Here is a 21,611-nt window from a genome sequence, read left to right as displayed (position 1 = left end):
ACCCACCACTGCCACATCGTCGAAACCGGTAACGAGTCCTATCGCCTGCAACACAGTAGCTTGGCGGCCCAGGCCAAGATCAAATCACGGGAGCGAAAGCGTAAGGGCGGCCAAGAACCGGAGGACGATGAGCCGTTCTGATTTCATGGCGACGACGGCCTGCTACATGGCTGCGTGTGGCAGGTCTTAAACAACTGAACTGGGCTAGCGAAGGAGTGGGGGCAACAGCAGCTGCGCTGGTAGACTTATCCACAGTTGCTGGTAACAAAATCAGCAATCCGCCCTGGGTCAAATTTCAATCGGCAGGGTGGGTCAATTTTCCATCAGCGCCAACACGCTTTGATTTGTCATGTCAGCACCGAGGCGCACCAATCTGCAAGGGCCTATCCTACGAAAAGAATGATTGGAAGATTACAATTTTGTCATCTTCGGATTGACGCCGCATCATCTATCATTAGCGAGCAACGTCGTTTAACGTTTGAGAGGGATCGGCCAGTTATCGGCAAGTTTCAGACGATAATGCACGAACTCGCTTGAGAGTGGTCGCATTTCTGTCAGTGTGGTTTGGAAGGCCAGATGGTATTGGTGCTAGTATTATCTATTACTTTTTTGGGCTCCCTATCCTTGTCTTATGTTATTTAAGGACGGTTAAAAACCAATGGCTCACGAACATAACCATAACACCGAAGCCATAGGCGATAAGCGTTTAATCGCTGCCATTGGCGTTAATACTGTGCTAACTCTGGCACAAGTTGTTGGAGGAATACTTTCTGGCAGTTTATCGCTCATAGCTGACGCGCTACATAACTTGAGCGATGCCGCATCACTGGTTATTGCGCTCATCGCACGTAAAATCGGTCGCAAACCGCCAGATGCTTTTAAAACCTTCGGCTACCGACGCAGTGAAACCATAGCGGCTTTGATTAACTTGGTCACGCTGATTATCGTTGGTCTCTACCTCATCTACGAAGCTATAGGTCGGTTTTTTGCCCCACAGCCCATTGAAGGATGGACAGTGGTCGTGGTGGCGGGAATAGCCTTGATTGTAGATGTCGTCACGGCCTTGCTCACCTACACAATGTCTAAGAATAGCATGAATATAAAGGCGGCATTCTTGCACAATGTGTCGGATGCGCTGGCCTCCGTCGGTGTTATTATTGCCGGAACATTAATCCTTCTGTATGACTGGTATTGGACAGATACTGTACTGACGCTGATGATTGCTGGTTACGTGCTATGGCAGGGCTTTAGCATGCTACCTAAAACCATTCACTTGTTAATGGAGGGCGCACCAGAAGGAGTTTCCATCACTGATATAATCAATGTCATGGAGCAAGTGGACGACGTTGTGAGTGTTCACCACGTACATGTCTGGGAAATTGCCGAACATTCAACTGCATTGGAAGCTCACGTTGTCATCAAGAAGGCTAGCCTGCCCGAAATTGAACGAGTGAAGACTGATTTAAAACGTGTACTTCATGAGCGATTCAAAGTCAGCCACTCGACACTTGAAATGGAGCTAGACGGCAGTGTTTGTATCGACACCAGGCAGGCCGACAGTCATCGCAGCGAAGCATAAGCCTGCTTTGCGCTCACCGCTGTTGCTAGACAGTTATCTCGATATCAACGGAGTGAACTTGCGACATCACTCGTTGGCGCTATGTCTTCGACCAGAGACATGCTAGCGGCATGTGGCCAAAGCAGCTCGTCACGAGGAGATCAGGCTAGGTCGTGGCACCTTCGGCAGGCTGCCGCGACGAGCAAGCCCCGCCAGTCGCTACCGCCGCGGACGCTCAGAGCCAGCGGCGGACTCGTGCGCGGTAGCGAGCGAATGATTCGCCGAACAGCGCTTCCAGCGCCGACTCTTCGGGTTCGATTTGGAAACGATTCATGTAAAGCACGAAGGCAACCACGCCCAGCAGGGTAAAAGGCGAGGCCAGGGCCAGCGCGCAGGCCGTCAGGCTGATGGCGAAGCCCAAATACATGGGGTTGCGGCTGTACTGATAGATGCCAGCCTCCACCAACACCGAAGCCTGCTGCGGCTGCAATGGATTGACAGTAGTACGTGCGCGGCGAAACGACAGTACGCCGGCGAAACACACGCCGAGCCCCAGGAACAGTACCGGCAAAGCGAAGGTCAGCCGCGCGGTCCATGCCAGTTCGATGCTCGGTAATCTGGGCCCCGACAAACCCATCAGCAGAGCGATCAGGCCAGCTACGAGCAGCGGTGGCACGCGGTTCTCCAGCGCGCTCATAGTGTCATTCCCGTGCCTTGGCCACTTCGCTGCTCACTAATCGGCGCAGCGGCTCCGGGCCGAACTCGCTGAGCGCTCGACCATTGACAAAAAAGGTCGGGGTGCCACGAATCCCAACGGCCTTGACGTCCTGCATGTCCGTTTCAAGCACGGCGTTGACGCTAGGCGTATGCATGTCCTGGCGGGCCTGCTCCAAGTTCAAACCGACGCGCTCGGCAGCAGCCCATGCCTGCGTGACTTTGGGGTCGTCGTGCCAACCGGGCTGGGCCTCCAGCACGGCCTCCAGCACTTTTTCATGAAGATTTTGCTTACGCGCCGCCTCCAGCATCCGTGATACCTCTTCGGAGCCCTGATGGAATAGCACATAGCGCAGCACCAAACGCACATCTTCCGGGTTCTCGGCGAGTATCTGCTTCACATAGGGATGGAATGCGCGGCATGCTTCGCAGGAAGGATCGAAGAATTCGACGATGGTCACTGGAGCCTGCGCCGGACCAAATACTGGTGAGTGGAAGCGAACCAGTTGGCCGCCGTTCTGTTTGGGTTGTGTCCCGGTCTCTTGGGCGGTCGAACCGGGAGCCTGGGCCTGTTGAGGCGACTGCGACGGGGAATAGAAGAATGCGGCGGCAGCAAACACGGCCAGGACCACGACACTGGTGATCAAGACCACGGAACGGCGATTCATGGGGTGGTTCTCCGACGGATAATAATGAGCAGGATGGCAATAATGATAAAAGCAAACAAGGCGAGTGCCGGCAGTGGCACGACGCCAAAGAGGGTCATCCCGGCGCCTGAGCAGGATGGACCGGTGGCCGTGCAGGGCTGGATCGGCTGTGGAATCAGCCCTGCATAGAGCAGCGTATGAACAAATGCCAGCGCCGCACCGATAACGGTCAGCGGTAGGGCATAACGCCAGACTGTGAAATCCGAGCGGTAGCAGGCGATGGCCAGGATCACCGTCAGCGGAAACATGAAGGCTCGCTGGAACCAGCACAGCACGCAGGGTGCCTGGCCCATCACCTCGCCAATGAACAGCGCGGACAAGGTCGATATCAGTGCGACCAGCCAGGTTAGCAGCAGGAGATTCCAGGTCATGCCTGAAGGTTGAGGATTCATCTCGGTTAGCTCCTGGCGGTGAAGAACACTTGCGTCAGACCCGCCATCCGGTTTTTTCGAAACACCATGCTTCCTCTTGTCGGCAATACTTGTTAGGAGCTTTGTAGACCTTCGCCCACCGCCACAAAGCGAAAAGCAACCAGGCAGCCCGCTGCGCAACCAGCCTCAACGCTGGGTTAAATCCGATGCCAGTGCGAGAATGTCGCCCTTGCGCAACAAGGGAAGATATCAGATGTCGCGGGACTGGCTGGAAGAACACCAGATAGCATTTTATTTCGCGGCGGTGGTGGCCGCTGCCATTGCAGGCCTGAGCTCTGCGCAATTCACCGGTGTGGCGGCCATGGCCATCACACCGGCGATTGCCGTGCTGATGTATGCCATGTTTCTGCAGATTCCTTTTTTGGAGCTGCGAGAAGCTTTTGCCAACCGCCGCTTCGTCGGTGCCTTGTTGCTGGCCAACTTCCTGTTGGTTCCATTAATGGTGTGGTTGGTGACGTGGCCGCTCTCATCGAACCAGGCCTTGTTGGTCGGCGCGCTGCTTGTCCTGCTGACGCCTTGTATCGATTACGTGGTGGTCTTCACCCACCTGGGCAAAGGGGACTCTCGTCTGGTGCTCGCGGCGACGCCATTGCTGCTGTTGCTCCAGCTTCTGCTGCTACCCCTCTACTTGCAGCTAATCCTTGGTTCCCAAGCAGGCACAGTGATCGAGCTGTGGCCCTTCGCAGAAGCCTTTCTGTTACTGATAGTCCTACCCTTGGTAGCGGCTGTGCTCACCGAATCTGGCGGGCGCCGATCTCTGCTGGTTCGCGCATGGAGCGCAGGTTGGGCCTGGCTGCCAGTACCTGCAATGGCCCTGGTTCTAATCGTGGTGGTGGGTTCGCAGATCGAGGCCGTCGTGTACCAACTCGACATCCTGGCGCCGTTGCTTCCGGTATACGGAGCGTTTCTACTACTCGCTCCCGCCCTCGGCGTACTCAGCTCCTGGCTATTTGGCTTGGAGGCATCTGCCGCACGGGCTGTGGCCTTTAGCTCAGGCACTCGCAACTCGCTTGTAGTGCTTCCCCTGGCCCTAGCGCTCCCGGAGTCCATTCGCGCGCTGGCCGCGGCGGCTGTGATCACTCAGACACTCGTAGAACTGATTGGTGAATTGATCTACTTACGGGCGATTCCAGCCATCGTCAGGAACAGGTGAGCCTGAGCGAAATCGGCGAGAGCGCTCATGCCTCGTGCTGTGGAGCAAGATTGATCAACGGCGCAATGATGAGCTGAGCAGTGCGAGCCCAGGAAACCAGCGCCTCAAGATCCGTCTGCAGAGATTCGGCTTCTGCCCAGATACAAGCACTCTCGGCAGGCACCGTAAGAGCGATGCTCTCAACCATCGTCAGAGCCATCGCATGCAATCTCAGCAGCTCGTCGCGAATGGCGGTGGTTCCACCCAGTTCCAACAAGCAGGCGTCCAATCGATCAACCAGCCGGAGCAGTTGAGAGGTGTCGAAGCCGTCGCGCAGGTTTTCCAACGCCACCGCATCGACTTCGCCGTACGGTGTAACGCGAAAGGATGCGGGAGGAACATTGATCATGTAGTTTTCTCGGTATCTAGCTGGCGAGGTGTGATCACCCGCAGCGAGCCGGCAGCTTGTTGGAACACCGAGTCCTTGATCCAGGGCTCCGGTGGCCGGTTGAGCTTGAGGCTGAACTCGCCGAAGCGCTTGACGTTGCTGGTTAGATAGGGACTGAGGAACGACACGTCCTCATCGGTGAACTGCCAGCCCTCGCGGGCCAGCTTCTGCAGGATGCGCATCATGTCCACAGTGTTCTGCAGGATCACGGACGAGGCCACCATGTCGTTGTAGCGCAGCCGCTTCTGCTGCTCATCCGGATCGTTTTCGGCAATCACATCACCGCCGAAGGACAACCACTTGGAGAATCCGTTGTAGGACTCGATCTTGTTGGTGTTCGCGGTGACTTCCTGGCGCAACTCGCGGCTGCCGATCCAGTTGAGCAGGAAGATCGTGCGGATCACGCTGCCCAGTGCCTGGGCCGCATGGTAGAGCTTGTTGCGCCGACTATAGGAGCCGAGTTTTCGCAGCAGCATAGGCGAGGAGATTTTGCCGTCCAATCCAGCCATCAGCTGTTCTATCTCAGCCGTCTCAACGTCACTCACAAGCTACGCGTCTCTGTTTGGAAAATGGGGGTGCTGTCGATCCGGTTGGTCAGGCTTTCAATGCCAGGATTCGGCGCGCACCGTTGAGTACGATGAGGCCAACTACCGTACCAATCACCAAATCTGGATAGGAAGAGCCTGTCCACGCAACCAGAGCTCCTGCGGCGATAACGCCAATATTCGCGAGCACATCGTTGGCCGAAAAAATCCAACTCGCTTTCATGTGTGCACCGCCTTCGCGATGGCCATATATCATCAAGAGACAGCTGACGTTTGCGACGAGGGCAACTAAGCCAATTCCCATCATCAGCATCGACGCAGGTTCGCTGCCATAGATGAACCGTCTAGCCACCTCTACAAGTACCCCAAGGGCCAACACGATCTGGAAAAAACCCGCCAGGTGCGCAGCGCGAACCTGCAGCTGCGCAGCCCGACCGACCGCAAAGAGAGCCAGACCATAGACGGCAGCATCAGCAAACATGTCCAGCGAGTCGGCGATCAGACCCGTCGACTGAGCAATCAAGCCTACGCCCAACTCGATGACAAACATCGTGGCATTGATACCGAGCAGGATTTTGAGCGTGCCAGCCTCCTTGGAAGCAGTCAGCTCTTCACTGGCGCTATTGGCCGAAGCTGCTTCCTGGCTGGCCGGTTGAGTGCCGAGCAATGTTGCCCCCAAACCAAGTGATTCCAGCTTGGTCGCGATCTGGTCAACCGGACCGTCATGGAAAGCGCGTACCTGTCTGCTGCTCAGATCAAAGGACAGCGAATTGAGTTCAGAAAAGCCATTGAGCGCGAGCCGAATCATTCGCTCTTCTGACGGGCAATCCATTTTGGGCACAGAAAAACTGCTGACCCAAGTCCCTTCATTCGAAGGCGCGGCTGCCGCTTCAGTGCTTACCGGCTCAGGGCCACAGCCACAGGATTTATCACAAGAAGTCATGACTCGCCTCTCCTATAGGACTTGATTCTACCGATTAAAAACCATGTAGTGGCTATAGGGTCAAGCCTGGATATACTGGCTTTTTTACCAAGGGACAGACCATGCGCATCGGTCAACTTGCACAGCAGACAGGAGTGGACACTCAGACGATTCGTTTTTATGAACGTCAGGGACTGCTTCCACCGCCCGAACGCGAGGACAATGGCTATCGAACCTATAAAGCAGGCCATGCGGACAAACTGCTGTTCATTCGCCGATGCCGCTCTTTTGGCATGTCACTGGAAGAAATTGGTGTTTTGCAGAGCTATCAGGAACAGCCGCAGCAACCCTGCGTTGCGGTCAATGAGCTCCTTGATAGACATATCGCACAGGTAAGGGCTCAGATCGCATCCTTACATGCTCTCGAAAACCAGCTGGTGACGTTGCGAGGTTGCTGCGATAACGAACGACAAAGTCTGGACTGCGGGATACTTTCGGGCCTGCTGGGGGGCGACAAACCTCTTTCGTAATCCGGCATAAAGTCATTTTTGCGTCGTCTTGAATCGCCCATAGCGCTTGACCCTATAGCAGCTATAGGGTGTTCACTCGGGCATCTACTGCGTAAGTGAGATCCAGATGAATACCGCTCTCAGCATTGCCATTGATGAGGCCTTCTTCCAGGCTAGGAAAGCACTTAATGAAGAGGCGCCAACCGAGGCTTTCTCCTGGCTGGAGCGAGCCCACATATTGAGCCAGCGAATGCCTATTCTTCATGCTCAGAGCCATTGGCTGATGCTGAGGGCCGGCTGGCAGTTGCGCGACTTACGAAAGGTGCTCAGCCAAGTACCGCGAATCATGGCGGCCCTGCTGTTCTCGAAGATCTGGGTGCCGCTCGGAAACAGCGGGCGCGCCAGGGTCAGTGCTTTTGCGCCGATGCCTATTTCACCGGAGCTGCAGCGACTTCTCCAAGGAGAAATGCAATGAGGTCGTCTCCTAGATCACCTCTTGTTGCTCCTGGGTTCTGGTGGATGCTATCGCTAGCCATTGCCTCGGCCGACCTAGCGTTGAAAAGCGCAATTACGGGTTCGCTCCCGGTCGGCACCGTGATTCCTCTCACCCCGTTCTTCAACCTGGTTCACTTCTGGAATACCGGTGCAGCGTTCAGCTTCCTGGCTGACGCGGGTGGTTGGCAGCGTTACTTCTTCATTGTCATAGCTTTGGTCGTTTCGATCGTGCTGGCTCTGATATTGCGTAAACGCAGAGCCAAAAGCGAAGCCCTAGGCTATAGCCTTATCTTGGGCGGGGCAGTTGGGAATCTGATTGATCGCGCATTTCGAGGCCATGTAATCGACTACCTGGATTTTTACTGGCTGTCCTGGCATTGGCCTGCGTTTAACCTGGCGGATATTGCTATCGTCGGTGGCGCCGCCATGTTGATCCTGAGCAGTTTGCTAAGCCCAAATGCGGAAGCCGGCCGAGTCAACGAATGAAAGGCTCGCTCTCAACGGATACCGTACGCTGGGCAGGCCAGGCCTGGATAGGGCCCGGCATCGGCATCTTTCATGGCCGTGCCGGCCACCAGGAGTGGCACCACCATCAGGCGCATCAGATTTCAGTGGGCCTCGATTCACCTGTATCGGTTGAAACCCCGTTGGGCATTCAAACAGGGGCTGCCATCTTCATCGCCGCGGGCCTGAAACACCGGATCAGTGCTGGTCGAGTGCTGTCGATCTATCTGGATGCACTATCCGATGAAGCCCCAACTATGCGGGGTACCGAAGAAGCAAGGGTAGTCGTGATCGCCCCGGCGGACGTAGTAGCGATTATCGATATGCTGCGCGAGACAGGACATACCGCTCTCCAGGTTAGGACGGGGGTGCGCCAGGCACTGCGGCTACCCGATCCACCGATTCCAGATCCTCGCTTGACAAAGGTGATTGAAGCGCTGCATAGAGGCCAAATGAGGCGCGAAGAAATGGCCGCGTTGGTGCATTTATCCCTTACACGGTTTTCCCATTGGTTCGTGGAACAGACAGGCTTGCCGCTGCGCAGCTATGCGAAATGGTTACGTCTCACACAAGCCCTACAGCACCTAGCCAAAGGGGGTCTACTCACTGAAGCGGCCCATGAGGCGGGCTTTTCTGACTCGGCACATTTCTCCCGGACATTCCGGGCACTGCTGGGCATCGATCCTTCCTCCGCCCTGGCTGAAGTCGATCTTCAGGGGTCGTAGCTCTTTCGTTCAAGCCGAAAGCGGACCTTCCCACATACAGTCATGGCTCCCTACTCAGGAGCTGAGCGATGTCTATTCCCTTGCGATTCGCCATACGGTGGCTGAGCTATCCACTTGTGTTTGGCGGCTGTGCCTCCTTCATGATTTGGGCGCTGTATGCAGGTATACCGTATTGGCCCACCACACCCATAGTCGCCGCGGCGGGGCTGCTACTCATTGCTGGCTTGGAGCGCATCCAGCCTTTTCGGCGAGCCTGGCTGGAAGATCATCAGGACACCCTGACGGATCTGCTGCACATGCTGGTGAACCTGTCTGTCATTCAATTTACTGCAGAATTTCTGGCTAAGTTAGGCGATGCGGTACCGGCTTCGGTTCGGCTCTTTCCGATCGAGAGCCCATTGTGGCTGCAATTGCTACTAGTCGCCGCCGTGCTCGACTTGAGCCTGTATGTGATGCACCGCATCAGCCACCGGGTGCATTGGCTGTGGCGCTTTCACATGATCCATCACAGCGCTGAGCGGCTCTACTGGATGAACGGAGAACGTCGACATCCTCTGCATGCGGCGTTGATGGCCGGGCCGGGGCTGGTGGTTTTGCTCATATCTGGAGCTCCGTCTGCCGTAGTCGCAACGTGGTTTGGGATCCTAACCGTCCATCTGGCCTTTCAGCATTCGAACCTGGACTACAGCGTGGGTTGGCTGCGGCATGTGCTAGGGGTTGCTGAGGTCCATCGTTGGCACCATAAGCGCGACTTCGAAGACGCCCAGGTCAACTTCGGTGAGTTTTCAACCGTGTGGGATCGGCTATTCGGAACCTTCTATGACAGTGCCGGGAAGCTGGGCAAAGCTGAGGTTGGGCTGCATGAAAAGGACTACCCCAGAAATTATTTCGGGCAATTTATTGATCCTCTTCGTCCAACATCTGCTTACCCGGCCGGTCACAATTCTTTAGAACAGGATGAAAGCCGCAATACGTAGCTAGAACGGGTGGAGTCTCAACGGGAGTACAAGCGATGCCAAACATACCGCGTGACACCGGATTGGACAGTACTTGGGCCTTCTTGCGAGATCCCTACCGATTTATCTTTGCGCGCAGTCAGTTTCATCAATCGCCGGTGTTTCAAACTCGCTTGATGTTACAGAAAACTCTGTGCCTAACAGGTGCCGAAGCTGCTCGCTTGATTTGCGACCCTGACCGATTCGTTCGCCAGAACGCTGCGCCCAAGCGACTGCAAAAAACCTTATTCGGACAAGACGGTGTCCAAGGTTTGGACGGTGATGCGCATCGTCACCGAAAGGCCCTCTTCATGGGAGTGCTCACACCCGCGAACGTGCAGGAACTAGCAGAGTTGAGCGAGGTTCGTTGGAGGGAGTATGCGCGAACTTGGCGTCCCGGTGAGTCAATCGTCCTCTACGAGATTGCTCGCGAAATTCTATGCCGCACCGTATGCGACTGGGCCGGTGCTCCAATCGCTGAAAGAGATGTTCAACAATGGACTCAAGATCTTGCAGCTCTCTATGAGCACGCCGGCGCGATCGGTCTGCAGCACTGGCAGGCACGGAAGGCACGTCGCCGATTGGAGCAATGGGCGGCAGAACTTGTCGAGTCCACTCGCGCCGCTCCCCCTACACCCGAGCAATCGCCTCTCGAACGCATCGCCCATTACAAGGACCAGCACGGACAGCCGTTGGATCTACATACCGCATCAGTGGAACTACTAAATCTGCTGCGGCCGACGGTAGCCGTCTCTGTATTCATAACCTTTGCAGCGCTAGCGCTGCACAAGCACCCGTTCTGTCTGAGAAACCTGCAGTCGGGAGATGAAAGAGATATAGGTTGCTTTGTGCAGGAAGTGCGGCGTTTCTACCCCTTCTTCCCAGCGATCAGCGCTCGCGTGAAAGAAGATTTTCTATGGGAAGGATTTGCCTTTGGCAGGGGCACCTTAGTCCTGCTGGACTTATACGGAACCAATCACGATTCCCAGCTCTGGGAGGAGGCAGATCGTTTCAAGCCTGAGCGCTTTCGATCCAACTCTCCGTCGCCATACTGCTTCATCCCACAAGGACCAGGCGACCCGCATGTTAACCATCGCTGTCCAGGTGAAGGCGTCGCCGTCGCATTGATGAGCGTTGCTGTTCGCTTCCTGGCTCGCTCGCTCCAATATGAGGTTCCCGAACAGGATCTATCAATCACCTGGGACCGATTGCCGGCACTGCCCCGAAGCCACTTCGTCATGCGGAATGCGCGAATCACAATGTAAGTTTGGTGTTTAACGAAGCGAGTCTCGCCCATCTCAAGATATGAACGGTGGGGCATGGCGTTGAGCTGCCCAGCGCAACCACGGCAATCGGGGAATACTCAGAATAAGCTGTTCACAGTCATTCCCCAATTGAGTCATTTCCGAGGGCCGTTCTGACTTATTGTCGCTTGGTATCGTCCAGATTCAGCGCAACGGGCAGGTCAGTCGGTGCCAGACAAATGCCCTCGTCACTGCAGGCCTGCACCCGTACAATCATTTCGAGCCTGCCTGCCTTTTCCAGCACGGCGGTCTGTTTTTCGTCGGGCCGCAGCCGAATACTTGCACCGTCGTCATACACCTCTAGGGCGGTGTCACTCAGCACAATGTCACTGACCCGGCCGCGCGGGTACTGCGTCGGGATTATAAGCGCCTGGCCGTTGACTGAAGAGCTGACGACGGTGGGAATCAGGAATTCCATGGAGGCCGGATTTGCATTCACATGCCAGCCCGGTTGAATGTTCAGTGTTAAAACGAAATCACCCGTCTTTCCCGCCATTGCTGCGGCGCCTCCCGCAACAGTGAGGCGGACCTTATCAGCGGAATTTGCCAACCCTGCTCGGGTCGGCACCGGGACTTCAAGACCGGCACGTTCAGTCTGGGCAGCGTCGAGGTTGTTTCCGTTGGTGTCGATCAACATGAAGGGCGGACAGCCCTATGCCGGCGGCTATGGAATGCCTACCCCCTTCGGTGTCATCTATTCGACCAACATCACACCCGACCCGGATAGCGGAATCGGCCGCTGGTCCGAGGCGGCATTCATGCGTGCGATGCACGAAGGCGTCTCTCGCGATGGTTCGCATCTTTATCCCGCATTCCCCTACGACCACTTCACCAAGGTCGCCGACGAGGATGTGAGGGCACTCTATGCCTTCCTCATGACGCGTGAGCCGGTGAGCGCGCCGGCGCAGCGCAATACCCTGCCGTTCCCCTTCAACATCCGCGTCCTGCAAGCCGGCTGGAAGCTGCTGTTTATGGACCAGGGCCGCTATCGGCCGGTCGCCGGCAAGAGCGAAGCATGGAACCGCGGCGCCTATCTCGCCGAGGGCTTGAGCCATTGCGCCGCCTGCCACACGCCACGCAACGTGCTGGGCGCCGAGAAAGCCGCTGACGACAGCTACGCGGGCGCGATGATCGAAGGCTGGTTCGCGCCGGCACTGACGGCTGCCAATACCACACCGCTACCCTGGACCCAAGACGAGCTGTTCACCTACCTGCGCAGCGGAGCGACTGCCCTGCACGGCGTTGCCGCGGGCAAGATGTCGGACGTCGTGCACGACCTGGGCAGGCTTCCCGACGCCGATATCCAGGCAATAGCCGTCTATTTTGCCGACCTCAACGGCTCCTCCGCACTGAAGACAGGCAGCGATGAAGCGCTGGCCAAAGCGCTGGCGACCTCCGCTCTCGGCAGCCGCCTGGAACCCGACGCCGGAGCCGTCCTGTACTGGGCAGCCTGCGGGTCATGCCACTACAAAAGCGCAACGACGCCTCTCAGCGTGCGACCGGAGCTTGCCCTCAACAGTGCGCTCACCGCGGCCACCCCCGACACGTTCATCCATATCGTGATGGCTGGAATAGGTCTGGAAGAAGGCATCCCCAACGTGCTCATGCCGGCTTTCTCGCAGGCGCTGAACGATGGCGCTGGATTACTGTGCGATCCGCCATGGCAGCATTTTCTACCGGTACCAGTGTGGACAACGGATGCTCCGAAATAACGAACCCCCCAGGGTGCTGAGACAGATGACGAGGAAACCCAACAAGGAGGTCAGTTAGGATGAGCACCATCCGGATGGTCTGATTGTCTGGGTCAAAGCCCGCTTCTCGAAGCCTTTCCGGTGGCGGCATCTGATCGCTCCAGGCACCGCAGCATTTTGCTAACGCATCCACCTGGTCAGGCGGAAGGCCAATCGCCTTGCCGATATCTCTGATAGCGCCCGCAAAATGGTAGGTCGAGGCTACGCAGGTCAGCGCTGCACGCTCCCGTCCGTAGCGATTCCTGATAATTTTTTCTAGCGCTCGACGTCAGGCGCACGCGCCCTTTTTCGAAAATCCGCACTGCCTCAGGTCGACTAGCTGAAGCCAATAGAAAGGCCAGCCTCACCAGGGCCCCGGTATTCCAAAAAATCGTATGGACGGTCGGCGATCAGCAGGCCAGAGCCGGCATTGCATCGAGCATCTGGTTCGAAGGCCTTCGTTCCGGATTACTCCGGCGGTAGTAAGACCAATCGCCACGGGGTCGGGAAAAATTCCCGGCAGCACCGGGAATTTTTCCCTATCGGCGGTGCGCGGAAGCTCTCGATAATCAGTTCTGGCAGTTTGCCAGCCGACATCGGCCAGCATGGAGAGTCGCCCGCAAACCCGCCCCGGCACGATCCGCCAAACAAGAACAAGGAATGCCCATGCAATATCAGATCTGCCGCAGCTGGACGCCCCGTCGCACGCTGCTTTCGCTCGCCGTTGCCGGCTTGTTGCCTGGTTTCGCCCAGGCTGAGGAGCCACTCGAGCTCAAGAGTGATGAGGTTGTCGCCACGACTCCGCTGCCCGGCATCGATCTGCCGAAGGATCGGGTTCCGGCCAACATTCAAACCCTGGACGACGAGCGCCTGCGCAAGCTGGGAGGGCAGTCTCTGGCAGAAAAACTGCAGCGCGGTCTGCCGAGCGTCAACCTCAACGAGACCCAGGGCAACCCCTATCAGGCAGACCTGAATTACCGGGGCTTCACCGCTTCGCCGCTACTGGGCACGGCCCAAGGCCTATCGGTGTTTCTCGACGGCGTGCGCATCAATGAAGCGTTCGGCGACGTGGTGCACTGGGACCTTATTCCCCAGACCGCCATCGCTGGGGCGGCTCTGGTGCCTGGCTCCAACCCACTGTACGGCCTCAACACACTCGGCGGCGCCCTGGCGCTGGAAACCAAGCGGGGCGACACTCATCCTGGCGGCGCGGCGCAACTCTACGGCGGCTCCTTTGGCCGCTACGGTGGCTCAGTGGAGCATGGCGGCCAACATGAGGAGTTTTCCTGGTACTTGGCGGCCGAAGGGATGGATGAAGACGGCTGGCGCGACCATTCGCCGTCTGAGGTAGGCCAGCTGTTCGGCAAATTCGCCTGGACCACAGACAGCACGGACCTGGCCCTGACGCTGGCTCATGCTGACAACGATCTGATTGGTAACGGACTGATCCCCGAAAGCATGCATGAGCAGGACCGCGACGCGATTTTTACCTATCCCGACCAGACTGAGAACCGTAGCCACCTAATGGCGTTTTCCGGCAGTCACTGGCTGAGCGATAGCGACCGGCTGTCCGGCACCGTCTATTTGCGGCGCACCCGCACAGCGACCCTTAACGGTGACGGAAACGATGAGTACGAAGACGAATATGAAGAGTGGGAAGACGACGGCTTCCTGGCCGGCGAGGGTCCGGAAACCGGCGTGCTGAACCGCACCCGTACTAGCCAGCGCGCCTACGGCCTGGCCCTGCAGTGGTCCCGTCATGCCGGGGCCCACCAGTTCGCCTTTGGCCTGTCCCACGACAACACCCGCGCCAGCTTTCACCAGAGCGAGCAAGGCGGTGAGCTGACCGATAAGCGCGGCATTCTTGCCACCGAGGCCGAAGACCCAGCCAATAGCCTGTTGGGTCGCACCCGCACTTCCAGTCTCTACGCCACCGACACATGGTCGCTAACCGACGCGCTGCAGCTGACCGGCTCGCTACGCTACAACCGCACCCGGGTAGTCAACACCGATCGCATGGGAGATGACCTCAATGGCGATTTCACCTATCGCAAGCTGAACCCGGCGCTGGGGTTCGCCTGGCAGTTACAGCCCGCGGTGACCCTCTACGGAGGTTACTCCCAAGGCAATCGGGCGCCGACGCCGATCGAACTGGGTTGTGCCGATCCGGAAAATCCCTGCAGCCTGCCCAACGCCATGGCCGCCGATCCATTCCTGGAACAGGTCGTCACTCGCACCCTGGAATTTGGCGTGCGCGGCCAGCTGGCCAGCGGCACCGAATGGAACGTCACGGCCTTCCGCAGCCTTAACCACGATGATCTGCTGTTCGTCGGAACCGGTGGTAGCAAGGGTTACTTCACCAACTTCGGCCGCACAAGGCGCCAAGGTATCGAGCTGGGCCTGGCCGGCGAGCAAGGGCCGGTCGATTGGCGGGTGGATTACACCTACTTGCACGCCACGTTACAGTCCTCTGCATGCATCCTGGCCGAGAACAACAGCACCGAGGGCGAGGGCGGCTGCCCGGATGACGAGATTCACATCTCCCGTGGCGACTACCTGCCAGGGTTGCCGAAACACAACCTCAAGCTCGGCTTGGACTGGAATCTGAACGATCGGCTTCGTATCGGTACAACTGTGCTGGCGTATTCCGAGCAGTATGTGCGGGGCAATGAGAACAATCGTCATCAGTCCAACGACGAGGTCGAGGGCAGCGGCACACTGCCGGGTTATGCGGTGGTCAATCTGAGTGCCGATTACCGCTTCGCTCGTGACTGGACTCTGTTCGGTCGGGTCGACAACCTGTTCGACAAGCGCTATGCCACGAGCGGCGCCTTGGCCGAAAACCCTTTCGTAGGCGCTGGCAATGCCTTCGAAACCGACCCGGAGGAGTGGCGCCACGAGCAGTTCATCGCGCCCGGTGCGCCGCGTGCTGGCTGGTTGGGCGTACGTTACGTTTGGGATGCGTTGTAAGCGTAAAAAACGACGGCACAGGGAGGTGCGTGTCGACGATAAAATCATTGGCCGGACCTCTCAGCAGTCGCGGAGAGGTCAGCCAGATCTCGGTTCAAGCTGCAACACAACGTGCGAAAGGACATCCAGCGCCGGATAGACGTTGGGGCAGGGATGGCGAAAGGAACCCGGCAATCCTTCGTTGAGTATGCATTTCAGGCCGGACGGTCCGTCGTCCAGGCCGAGCCTCATATCACTCGATCCAGTAGCAACGCTCGCGACTGCGCATCCAATGCAAGAAATACCATCAGCGCGGCATAGGCATCGTTGGCGGCATAACGCTGCTGCGCTTCGGCCAGATTTTTGTTAGCCCAGTTGGAAGTCGACACGCTGCGTGACTTGCTTATACCGGCACCCAGTACCGCCGCCACCGCACCGCGAAGCCCGACCTGACCCTTCTTGCCGTGATATCTCAGCGCCGAACCAAGATCGACGCTGTGCCGCAATTCGATCCCCAACCGGGTGCGTAGACGGCTGCGATCGGACGCCAGACCGAATCCGACTTTCAATACTTGGTCCGTCTCCAGCACCCGCTTAGCGGCCTCGACGCAACCGGGTATTCCGATCTGAAAAAGATAGGCTTTTGTTGGCGTTGCGAACTGAATGAGGTGAGGCCCGCTGGACAGCTCGCCTACTGTGAAGGTGGGTTTGGATTCGGTATCGAACCCGATCTGTGCAAAGGTCAGGATGTCGTCGACGGCCTGGGCGAATTCCTCGGGCGTCGACGGCGTGACGATACGGTCGAGGGCGAGACCGTCGAAGCGGGGCAGGCGCTCGAGGTCGGTCAACTGGGGAATGCGGATATCGATAGGGCCTCCACTTCAAGCCGCTGAATCGTCGCCCATGGGAACGGGCGCGCACCTGCCATTAAAGCGCATGGCGCGCTGGTTCGATGCACCCGTCGTATTACTTCTCCCAGTCCACTGGGCAATCGAAGCAACCGTCCATATTGCTGCCTTGAAAGGTTGCATAGTGTCGGCGTGCGACAGTCAGGGTCGCGTTGCCGAGATTGGCATCGTTGAGCTTGCCTTCCTGCAAATTAGCGTCGGTCAGATTCGCATGGTCGAGGTCGGCCTTGCTTAGCCAGGTCATTTCCAGGTTGGCGGCGGTGAGGTTGGCACCATGCAACTTCGCACCGCTCAAACGAGCGAATTCGAGATTGGCCGCAGTCAGGTTGGCCCCATTGAATCGCGCGGCCTGCGCGAACAGTCCCCAACCCTGAATGGCCACCAATTGCGCATCGGTGAAGTTCGCCAGACGCAGGTTGGCTTGTTGAAGACTGGCGCGGGTGAGGGTGGCGCCGGTCAAGTTGGCCTTCTCCAGATTGGCCAGGTCGAGATTGGCATGCCTCAGGTTGGCCCCGGTGAGATCGGCGCCGGTCAGATCCATCTTGCGCATGTCCTGGTTGCTCAGGTCGGCGCCGCGAAGATCGGCGTTGGCACATTTGCTTTCTGGCTGGATGACACAGCCATTGATGGTGGGCGGCTGGTCGTCAGCGTGCAGCGGCGCGCTGAGGATCACTGCGATGGGCAGCAGATAGCGGGATATGTTCATGGCGGTTCCCATGTTCGATAGGTGAAGAAAGAGCAGCCGGCTCAGGCGAGGACCGTCAGGCCAGGAGAGCGCCAACTCTGTAGGCCAATCCAGTTCATGTCCCGCCAGCTGTTCCGTGTGCGGCTGTGCTCGCTCATCGAGCACAGCCGGCGTCTTATCGTTTGGCGGTCTGGTTTTCCCAACTAGGGATTCGAAACGCCCAGAACGAGCCGCCTTGAGCAACCGGCTTGGTCAGCACAGCCATGTCGCCGCCCCACAGCGGCACAGCGCCGCCGTAGCCAACGGTCACGCCAATGAACTGCTCGCCGTCCTGTTCCCAGGTGATCGGCGGCGCGATGATTCCGCTACCGGTCTGGAATTTCCAGAGCTCCTCGCCGGTTTTCGCGTTGAAGGCCTTCAGGTAGCCATCACCTGTACCGGTGAACACTAGGTTGCCCTTGGTGGCGAGGACGCCGGCCCAGAGCGGCAGCGGTTCCTTGTGCTCCCAGGCGACCTTGCCGGTGGTGGGGTCCATGGCACGCAGAATCCCGACGTGATCGTCATACATGCGCTTGATGCGGAAGCCTTGGCCGAGGTAAGCGTTGCCTTTCTTGTAGCTGACCTCCTCGGTCCAGTAGTCCTCTTTCCAATGGTTGGCGGGAACGTAGAACAGGCCAGTATCCTGGCTGTAAGCCATGGGGTTCCAGTTCTTGCCGCCGAGGAAGGGCGGTGAGACTTCCACTGATTTGCCGTGCGCCTCGCCGGGCTCAGGCTTCGGCGGGCGCTGGCCCTCGTTCTCCACCGGCCGCCCGGTCTTCAGGTCGATGTGGCTGGCCCAGGTGATGTTGTCGACGAAGGGGAAGGCGTTCTGCAGTTTGCCGTCCTCGCGGTTGACCACATAGAAAAAGCCGTTGCGGTCGGCGTGGGCCGTGGCTTTGACGGTCTTGCCATCTTTGTTCTTGTAATCGAACAGGACCAGCTCATTGTTGCCGGAGAAGTCCCAGGCATCGTTCGGTGTGTGCTGGTAGAACCACTTCACTTCGCCAGTGGTGGCGTCGACGCCAACCTGCCCAGAGGTATAGAGGCTGTCGTAATCCTTCGGATCTCCGCCATCGGCGGTGCGTGCCCAGCCGTTCCAGGGCGCCGGATTGCCCGCGCCGACGATGATGGTATTGGTTTCGGCGTCGAAGCTCGCGCTCTGCCACGGAGCGCCGCCGCCCTGGCTCCAGGCTTCCTTCTTGCCGGTGGGTGAGTTCGGGTCATCCGGCCAGGAGGGCGCCTTGATGTCGCCGGTCGGCGTGCTCTCCTTGCCGTTCAGTCGGCCAACGTGACCTTCGACGAAGGGCCGCATCCAGACTTCTTCACCCGTGTCCGGATCGCGTGCGAACAACTTGCCGACAACGCCGAATTCATCGCCGGAGCTGCCGTGGATTAGCAAAACCTTCCCGCTCTTCTGATCCTTGATCAGGGTGGGCGCGCCGGTCATCGTGTAACCCGCGCCGTGCTCGCCGAATTTCTTCTTCCAGACGACCTTGCCGGTGTCCTTGTTCAGCGCCACCACCTGAGCGTCGAGGGTGCCGAAGTAAATCTTGTCGCCGTAGATAGCAGCGCCGCGGTTGACCACGTCGCAGCAAGGGCGTTCTGCTTTATCCCGAAGGCATGATCAAGCTCAACGAAAGTGCCGCGGCGGTACTGGCTGAAGTTGATGGGGCTCGCACCGTCGGCGCCATCGTCGCCGATCTGCAGGCGCGCTTCCCGGATGCAGAAGGGATTGAGGAAGATATCGTCGCGTTTCTGGAGGTGGCCGTTGAACGGTTCTGGATCGAGCTTCGCTAAGCCCGGCTTTGAGCCCGGTCCGCCGCTGTGGCTGCTGGCGGAGCTGACTTATCGTTGCCCGCTGCAATGCCCGTACTGCTCGAACCCGCTGGATTTCGCCCGCAGCAAGGACGAGCTGAGCACTGCCGAGTGGATCGAGGTGTTCCGACAGGCCCGCGAGATGGGCGCGGCGCAACTGGGCTTTTCCGGCGGTGAGCCGCTGGTCCGGCAAGATCTGGCCGAGCTGATCAAAGCGGCGCGAGACCTCGGCTATTACACCAATCTGATCACCTCGGGCATCGGCCTGACCGAAGAGAAGATCGCTTCGTTCGCCGACGCCGGGCTCGACCACATCCAGATCAGCTTTCAGGCCGCCGATGAGGAGGTGAACAACCTGCTCGCCGGCTCGAAGAAGGCTTTCGCGCAGAAGCTCGCCATGGCACGAGCGGTAAAAGCGCATGGCTATCCGATGGTGCTGAACTTCGTTACCCACCGGCACAACATCGACAACATCGAGCGCATCATCCAGCTGTGTCTGGAATTGGAAGCCGACTTCGTGGAGCTCGCCATCTGTCAGTTCTATGGCTGGGCCGAACTCAATCGCGCCGGGCTGCTACCAAGCAAGGATCAGTTGGTGCGTGCCGAGCGCATCACCAACCAGTGGCGCGACAAACTCGCCGCCGAAAACCATCCCTGCAAGCTGATCTTCGTCACGCCCGATTATTACGAAGAGCGTCCCAAGGGCTGCATGAACGGCTGGGGCAACCTGTTTCTCGACATCACACCGGACGGCACAGCGCTACCTTGTCACAGCGCGCGTCAACTGCCGATCAGCTTCCCTAACGTTCGCGAGCAGAGCATCGAGCAGATCTGGAAGCATTCTTTTGGCTTCAACAAGTTTCGCGGTTTCGATTGGATGCCCGAGCCTTGCCAATCCTGCGGCGAGAAGGAAAAGGACTTCGGCGGCTGCCGCTGCCAGGCTTTCATGCTCACTGGCGATGCGGCCAATGCCGATCCGGTGTGCAGCAAGTCTGCGCACCACGACAAGATTCTTGCCGCCCGCACCGAGGCCGAAGAAGCGCCACGCGGGCTTGATGAGCTGACCTTTCGTAACGAGAAGGCATCGAAGCTGATCCTCAGGGTATAAGGTCATCGATCGACGCCTAACCGACTGGAACCGTTTGGATGACCAAGACCGCAATCCCCTATGGCTTCTGGCCCAGCGACTGGACTGCCGAAGATGCCGCCTCTGCAAGTTGTGACTTTGCCGAGCTTCGCGCTGGCCATGGGGGCGTGTTCTGGGTTCAGTACGATCCGGCCGATGTGCGTTCCACGTTGTGGTATTGGCACGCTCGCGGCTTGCGTAGCCTCACGCCGCCCGGGTTCTCGCTTCGCAGCCGTGTATACGAATACGGCGGCGGTGCCTTCTGCCTGACCGACGCCGGGGTTGCGTTCGTCAACGAGCAGGATCAGCAAATCTACCTGCAGGGCCTATCTACGGACGCAGCGACGCCGCCCATCGCGCTGACCGATGACGACGCTTGCCGGTACGGTGATCTGCAGTTCGACACGCGCCAGCGGGCCATTCTCGCCGTGGAAGAAACCGCCGAAGAAGCTCGCTCAGAGCATCGTCTGGTCAGCGTTTCGCTGGTTGATGGCAGCCGAAGCGTACTTATCGAGGGGAGCGACTTTTACTCGTCACCGACCTTGGATGCGACAGGCCAACGTCTTGCCTGGATCGAGTGGCAACGCCCCGAACAACCTTGGACGTCCACCAGCCTCTGGATTGCCGAACGTACCGAAAATGATCGCTGGGGAGCGCCGCGGTGCCTGGCCGGCGCAGCGGGAAATGAGTCGCTGCAACAGCCGCGCTTCGCTCCGGATGGCGCCTTGTATTGCCTGACTGACCGCGAAGGCTGGTGGCAGCCTTGGAGAATGCAGGACGACAGCCTTGTTCCGGTAACCGGCGCGGCTGCGGCTGGGTGTGATCATGCCCCGGCGCCCTGGCAGCTGGGAACGGTGAGCTATCTACCCTCGGCGGACGGCGCTTTGCTGTTGACACGCATAATGGATGGCTACGGACTGTTGTTCGAACAAGACAGCCAAGGTAATGAACGCCAGCTGGCGATGGAATTCAGCCGTTGCCGCCAACTTGCTGCCGGCGAGCGACACTTTTTGTTGCCGCTGACCGAAAACTGACCCAGTAGAGGCTGTTCTGCCGACTGAAAACTGACCCAGGTGTTCAACTGCTTCTGCTCAATTTTTGAGCAGGAGAACACAGGGTGATCAGTATGGAAATGATGGGCAAAATCCGCCGGATGTATTTCCGCGACAAGCTGTCGCTGCATGAGATAGCCAAGCGCACCGGGTTGGCGCGCAACACGATTCGCAAGTGGGTCAGAGCACCTGAGGCCAAGCCGCCGGTCTACCAACGCCGCGCGATCTTCAACAAACTCAGCCCTTTTCACGCCACGCTGGAGCAGGCGCTAAAAGCCGATTCGCTGCGGCCCAAGCAACAGCGGCGCAGTGCCAAGG

General features: G+C 58.3%; 19 protein-coding genes and 7 pseudogenes. 15 read left to right on the top strand and 11 right to left on the bottom strand.

All coding sequences use genetic code 11. From position 1 onward, the window contains the following. Positions 1–141, top strand: a pseudogene (locus SOP97_RS11685) (ATP-binding protein); the annotation flags it as partial. 517 nt (positions 142–658) lie between these two features. Then, complete coding sequence (locus SOP97_RS11680) at positions 659–1,579, top strand: cation diffusion facilitator family transporter (protein WP_008569956.1); 921 nt, start codon at positions 659–661, stop codon at positions 1,577–1,579. Positions 1,580–1,793: 214 nt separating this feature from the next. On the opposite strand, the gene SOP97_RS11675 is transcribed toward SOP97_RS11680, so the two are convergent. The 3 genes from SOP97_RS11675 to SOP97_RS11665 are packed head-to-tail and all read right to left on the bottom strand — an operon-like array spanning position 1,794 to position 3,371. After that, complete coding sequence (locus SOP97_RS11675) at positions 1,794–2,255, bottom strand: methyltransferase family protein (RefSeq protein WP_017246351.1); 462 nt, start codon at positions 2,253–2,255, stop codon at positions 1,794–1,796. A gap of 4 nt (positions 2,256–2,259) precedes the next feature. Then, positions 2,260–2,940, bottom strand: coding sequence for a DsbA family protein (locus SOP97_RS11670; RefSeq protein ID WP_074858845.1), 681 nt, complete (start codon positions 2,938–2,940; stop codon positions 2,260–2,262). Next, entirely contained in the window at positions 2,937–3,371 is a 435-nt protein-coding gene (locus tag SOP97_RS11665) for a disulfide bond formation protein B (protein WP_011078038.1), read from the bottom strand. Before SOP97_RS11665 ends, SOP97_RS11670 begins: the two co-directional genes overlap by 4 nt. Positions 3,372–3,603: 232 nt before the next feature. Here SOP97_RS11665 and SOP97_RS11660 point away from each other — a divergent pair, with 232 nt between their 5' ends. Then, entirely contained in the window at positions 3,604–4,563 is a 960-nt protein-coding gene (locus SOP97_RS11660) for an arsenic resistance protein (RefSeq protein WP_274089492.1), read from the top strand. A gap of 25 nt (positions 4,564–4,588) precedes the next feature. Here SOP97_RS11660 and tnpC read toward each other — a convergent pair whose 3' ends face one another. From tnpC to SOP97_RS11645, 3 genes and pseudogenes are all read right to left on the bottom strand, one after another. Beyond that, the gene (tnpC, locus tag SOP97_RS11655) at positions 4,589–4,951 is read right to left on the bottom strand and encodes a Tn3 family transposase post-transcriptional regulator TnpC (protein ID WP_011078036.1); all 363 of its coding nucleotides are present in this window, start codon (positions 4,949–4,951) and stop codon (positions 4,589–4,591) included. Further along, positions 4,948–5,484 (bottom strand): annotated as a pseudogene (locus tag SOP97_RS11650) (Tn3 family transposase); the annotation flags it as partial. The gene tnpC and the pseudogene SOP97_RS11650, both read right to left, overlap by 4 nt. 100 nt (positions 5,485–5,584) lie before the next feature. After that, positions 5,585–6,478 carry a cation transporter gene (locus SOP97_RS11645; RefSeq protein WP_200637305.1) on the bottom strand — a complete coding sequence of 298 codons (894 nt, stop codon included), beginning with the start codon at positions 6,476–6,478 and terminating at the stop codon, positions 5,585–5,587. Positions 6,479–6,579: 101 nt separating this feature from the next. Between SOP97_RS11645 and cadR the strand changes: the two genes are divergently transcribed. The 6 genes from cadR to SOP97_RS11615 all read left to right on the top strand — a co-directional run bounded on the left by cadR (position 6,580) and on the right by SOP97_RS11615 (position 10,950). Then, positions 6,580–6,987 carry a Cd(II)/Pb(II)-responsive transcriptional regulator gene (gene cadR / locus SOP97_RS11640; protein WP_044727166.1) on the top strand — a complete coding sequence of 136 codons (408 nt, stop codon included), beginning with the start codon at positions 6,580–6,582 and terminating at the stop codon, positions 6,985–6,987. Positions 6,988–7,093: 106 nt separating this feature from the next. Beyond that, a complete protein-coding gene (locus SOP97_RS11635) occupies positions 7,094–7,441 on the top strand; it encodes a DUF3703 domain-containing protein (RefSeq protein WP_044727165.1) in 348 nt (115 codons plus the stop codon). Continuing rightward, the gene (lspA, locus tag SOP97_RS11630) at positions 7,438–7,947 is read left to right on the top strand and encodes a signal peptidase II (RefSeq protein WP_023083083.1); all 510 of its coding nucleotides are present in this window, start codon (positions 7,438–7,440) and stop codon (positions 7,945–7,947) included. Before SOP97_RS11635 ends, lspA begins: the two co-directional genes overlap by 4 nt. Then, a complete protein-coding gene (locus SOP97_RS11625) occupies positions 7,944–8,690 on the top strand; it encodes a helix-turn-helix transcriptional regulator (RefSeq protein WP_164863210.1) in 747 nt (248 codons plus the stop codon). Before lspA ends, SOP97_RS11625 begins: the two co-directional genes overlap by 4 nt. Before the next feature lie 68 nt (positions 8,691–8,758). Next, complete coding sequence (locus SOP97_RS11620; RefSeq protein ID WP_127839256.1) at positions 8,759–9,667, top strand: sterol desaturase family protein; 909 nt, start codon at positions 8,759–8,761, stop codon at positions 9,665–9,667. A gap of 35 nt (positions 9,668–9,702) precedes the next feature. After that, a complete protein-coding gene (locus SOP97_RS11615) occupies positions 9,703–10,950 on the top strand; it encodes a cytochrome P450 (protein ID WP_127839257.1) in 1,248 nt (415 codons plus the stop codon). A 157-nt stretch (positions 10,951–11,107) separates the two neighbouring features. Here SOP97_RS11615 and SOP97_RS11610 read toward each other — a convergent pair whose 3' ends face one another. Then, positions 11,108–11,626, bottom strand: coding sequence for a protein-disulfide reductase DsbD domain-containing protein (locus SOP97_RS11610; RefSeq protein ID WP_274089489.1), 519 nt, complete (start codon positions 11,624–11,626; stop codon positions 11,108–11,110). Here SOP97_RS11610 and SOP97_RS11605 point away from each other — a divergent pair. Further along, positions 11,625–12,701 carry a c-type cytochrome gene (locus tag SOP97_RS11605; RefSeq protein ID WP_411912055.1) on the top strand — a complete coding sequence of 359 codons (1,077 nt, stop codon included), beginning with the start codon at positions 11,625–11,627 and terminating at the stop codon, positions 12,699–12,701. The genes SOP97_RS11610 and SOP97_RS11605 overlap by 2 nt on opposite strands. Here SOP97_RS11605 and dnaE2 read toward each other — a convergent pair. Then, positions 12,628–12,981 (bottom strand): annotated as a pseudogene (gene dnaE2 / locus SOP97_RS11600) (error-prone DNA polymerase); the annotation flags it as partial. The gene SOP97_RS11605 and the pseudogene dnaE2 overlap by 74 nt on opposite strands. A 404-nt stretch (positions 12,982–13,385) precedes the next feature. Between dnaE2 and SOP97_RS11595 the strand changes: the two are divergent. Further along, the gene (locus tag SOP97_RS11595) at positions 13,386–15,689 is read left to right on the top strand and encodes a TonB-dependent receptor (protein ID WP_127839260.1); all 2,304 of its coding nucleotides are present in this window, start codon (positions 13,386–13,388) and stop codon (positions 15,687–15,689) included. Positions 15,690–15,916: 227 nt separating this feature from the next. Here the strand turns inward: SOP97_RS11595 and SOP97_RS11590 are convergent, their stop codons facing one another. From SOP97_RS11590 to exaA, 3 genes and pseudogenes are all read right to left on the bottom strand, one after another. After that, positions 15,917–16,516 (bottom strand): 3'-5' exonuclease, encoded by a 600-nt coding sequence (locus tag SOP97_RS11590; protein ID WP_178114095.1) that lies wholly within the window; start codon positions 16,514–16,516, stop codon positions 15,917–15,919. Between the two features lie 118 nt (positions 16,517–16,634). Then, the gene (locus SOP97_RS11585) at positions 16,635–17,282 is read right to left on the bottom strand and encodes a pentapeptide repeat-containing protein (protein ID WP_274089491.1); all 648 of its coding nucleotides are present in this window, start codon (positions 17,280–17,282) and stop codon (positions 16,635–16,637) included. Between the two features lie 154 nt (positions 17,283–17,436). After that, positions 17,437–18,900: pseudogene (exaA, locus tag SOP97_RS11580) on the bottom strand (quinoprotein ethanol dehydrogenase); the annotation flags it as partial. Between exaA and pqqD the strand changes: the two are divergent. The 4 genes and pseudogenes from pqqD to SOP97_RS11560 all read left to right on the top strand — a co-directional run. Then, positions 18,897–19,097: pseudogene (pqqD, locus tag SOP97_RS11575) on the top strand (pyrroloquinoline quinone biosynthesis peptide chaperone PqqD); the annotation flags it as partial. The pseudogenes exaA and pqqD sit on opposite strands and share 4 nt — an antisense overlap. Then, positions 19,069–20,223: a pyrroloquinoline quinone biosynthesis protein PqqE gene (pqqE, locus tag SOP97_RS11570; RefSeq protein WP_148924243.1), complete on the top strand. Its 1,155-nt coding sequence runs from the start codon at positions 19,069–19,071 to the stop codon at positions 20,221–20,223. The pseudogene pqqD and the gene pqqE, both read left to right, overlap by 29 nt. Before the next feature lie 38 nt (positions 20,224–20,261). Further along, positions 20,262–21,248: pseudogene (locus tag SOP97_RS11565) on the top strand (S9 family peptidase); the annotation flags it as partial. Positions 21,249–21,376: 128 nt separating this feature from the next. Further along, positions 21,377–21,611, top strand: a pseudogene (locus SOP97_RS11560) (IS21 family transposase); the annotation flags it as partial.

The organism is Pseudomonas spirodelae (assembly GCF_034653255.1).
GTDB lineage: Bacteria > Pseudomonadota > Gammaproteobacteria > Pseudomonadales > Pseudomonadaceae > Aquipseudomonas > Aquipseudomonas spirodelae.
The sequence above is the reverse complement of the archived record's forward strand: the minus strand, read 5'-3'. Positions and strand labels throughout refer to the sequence as shown.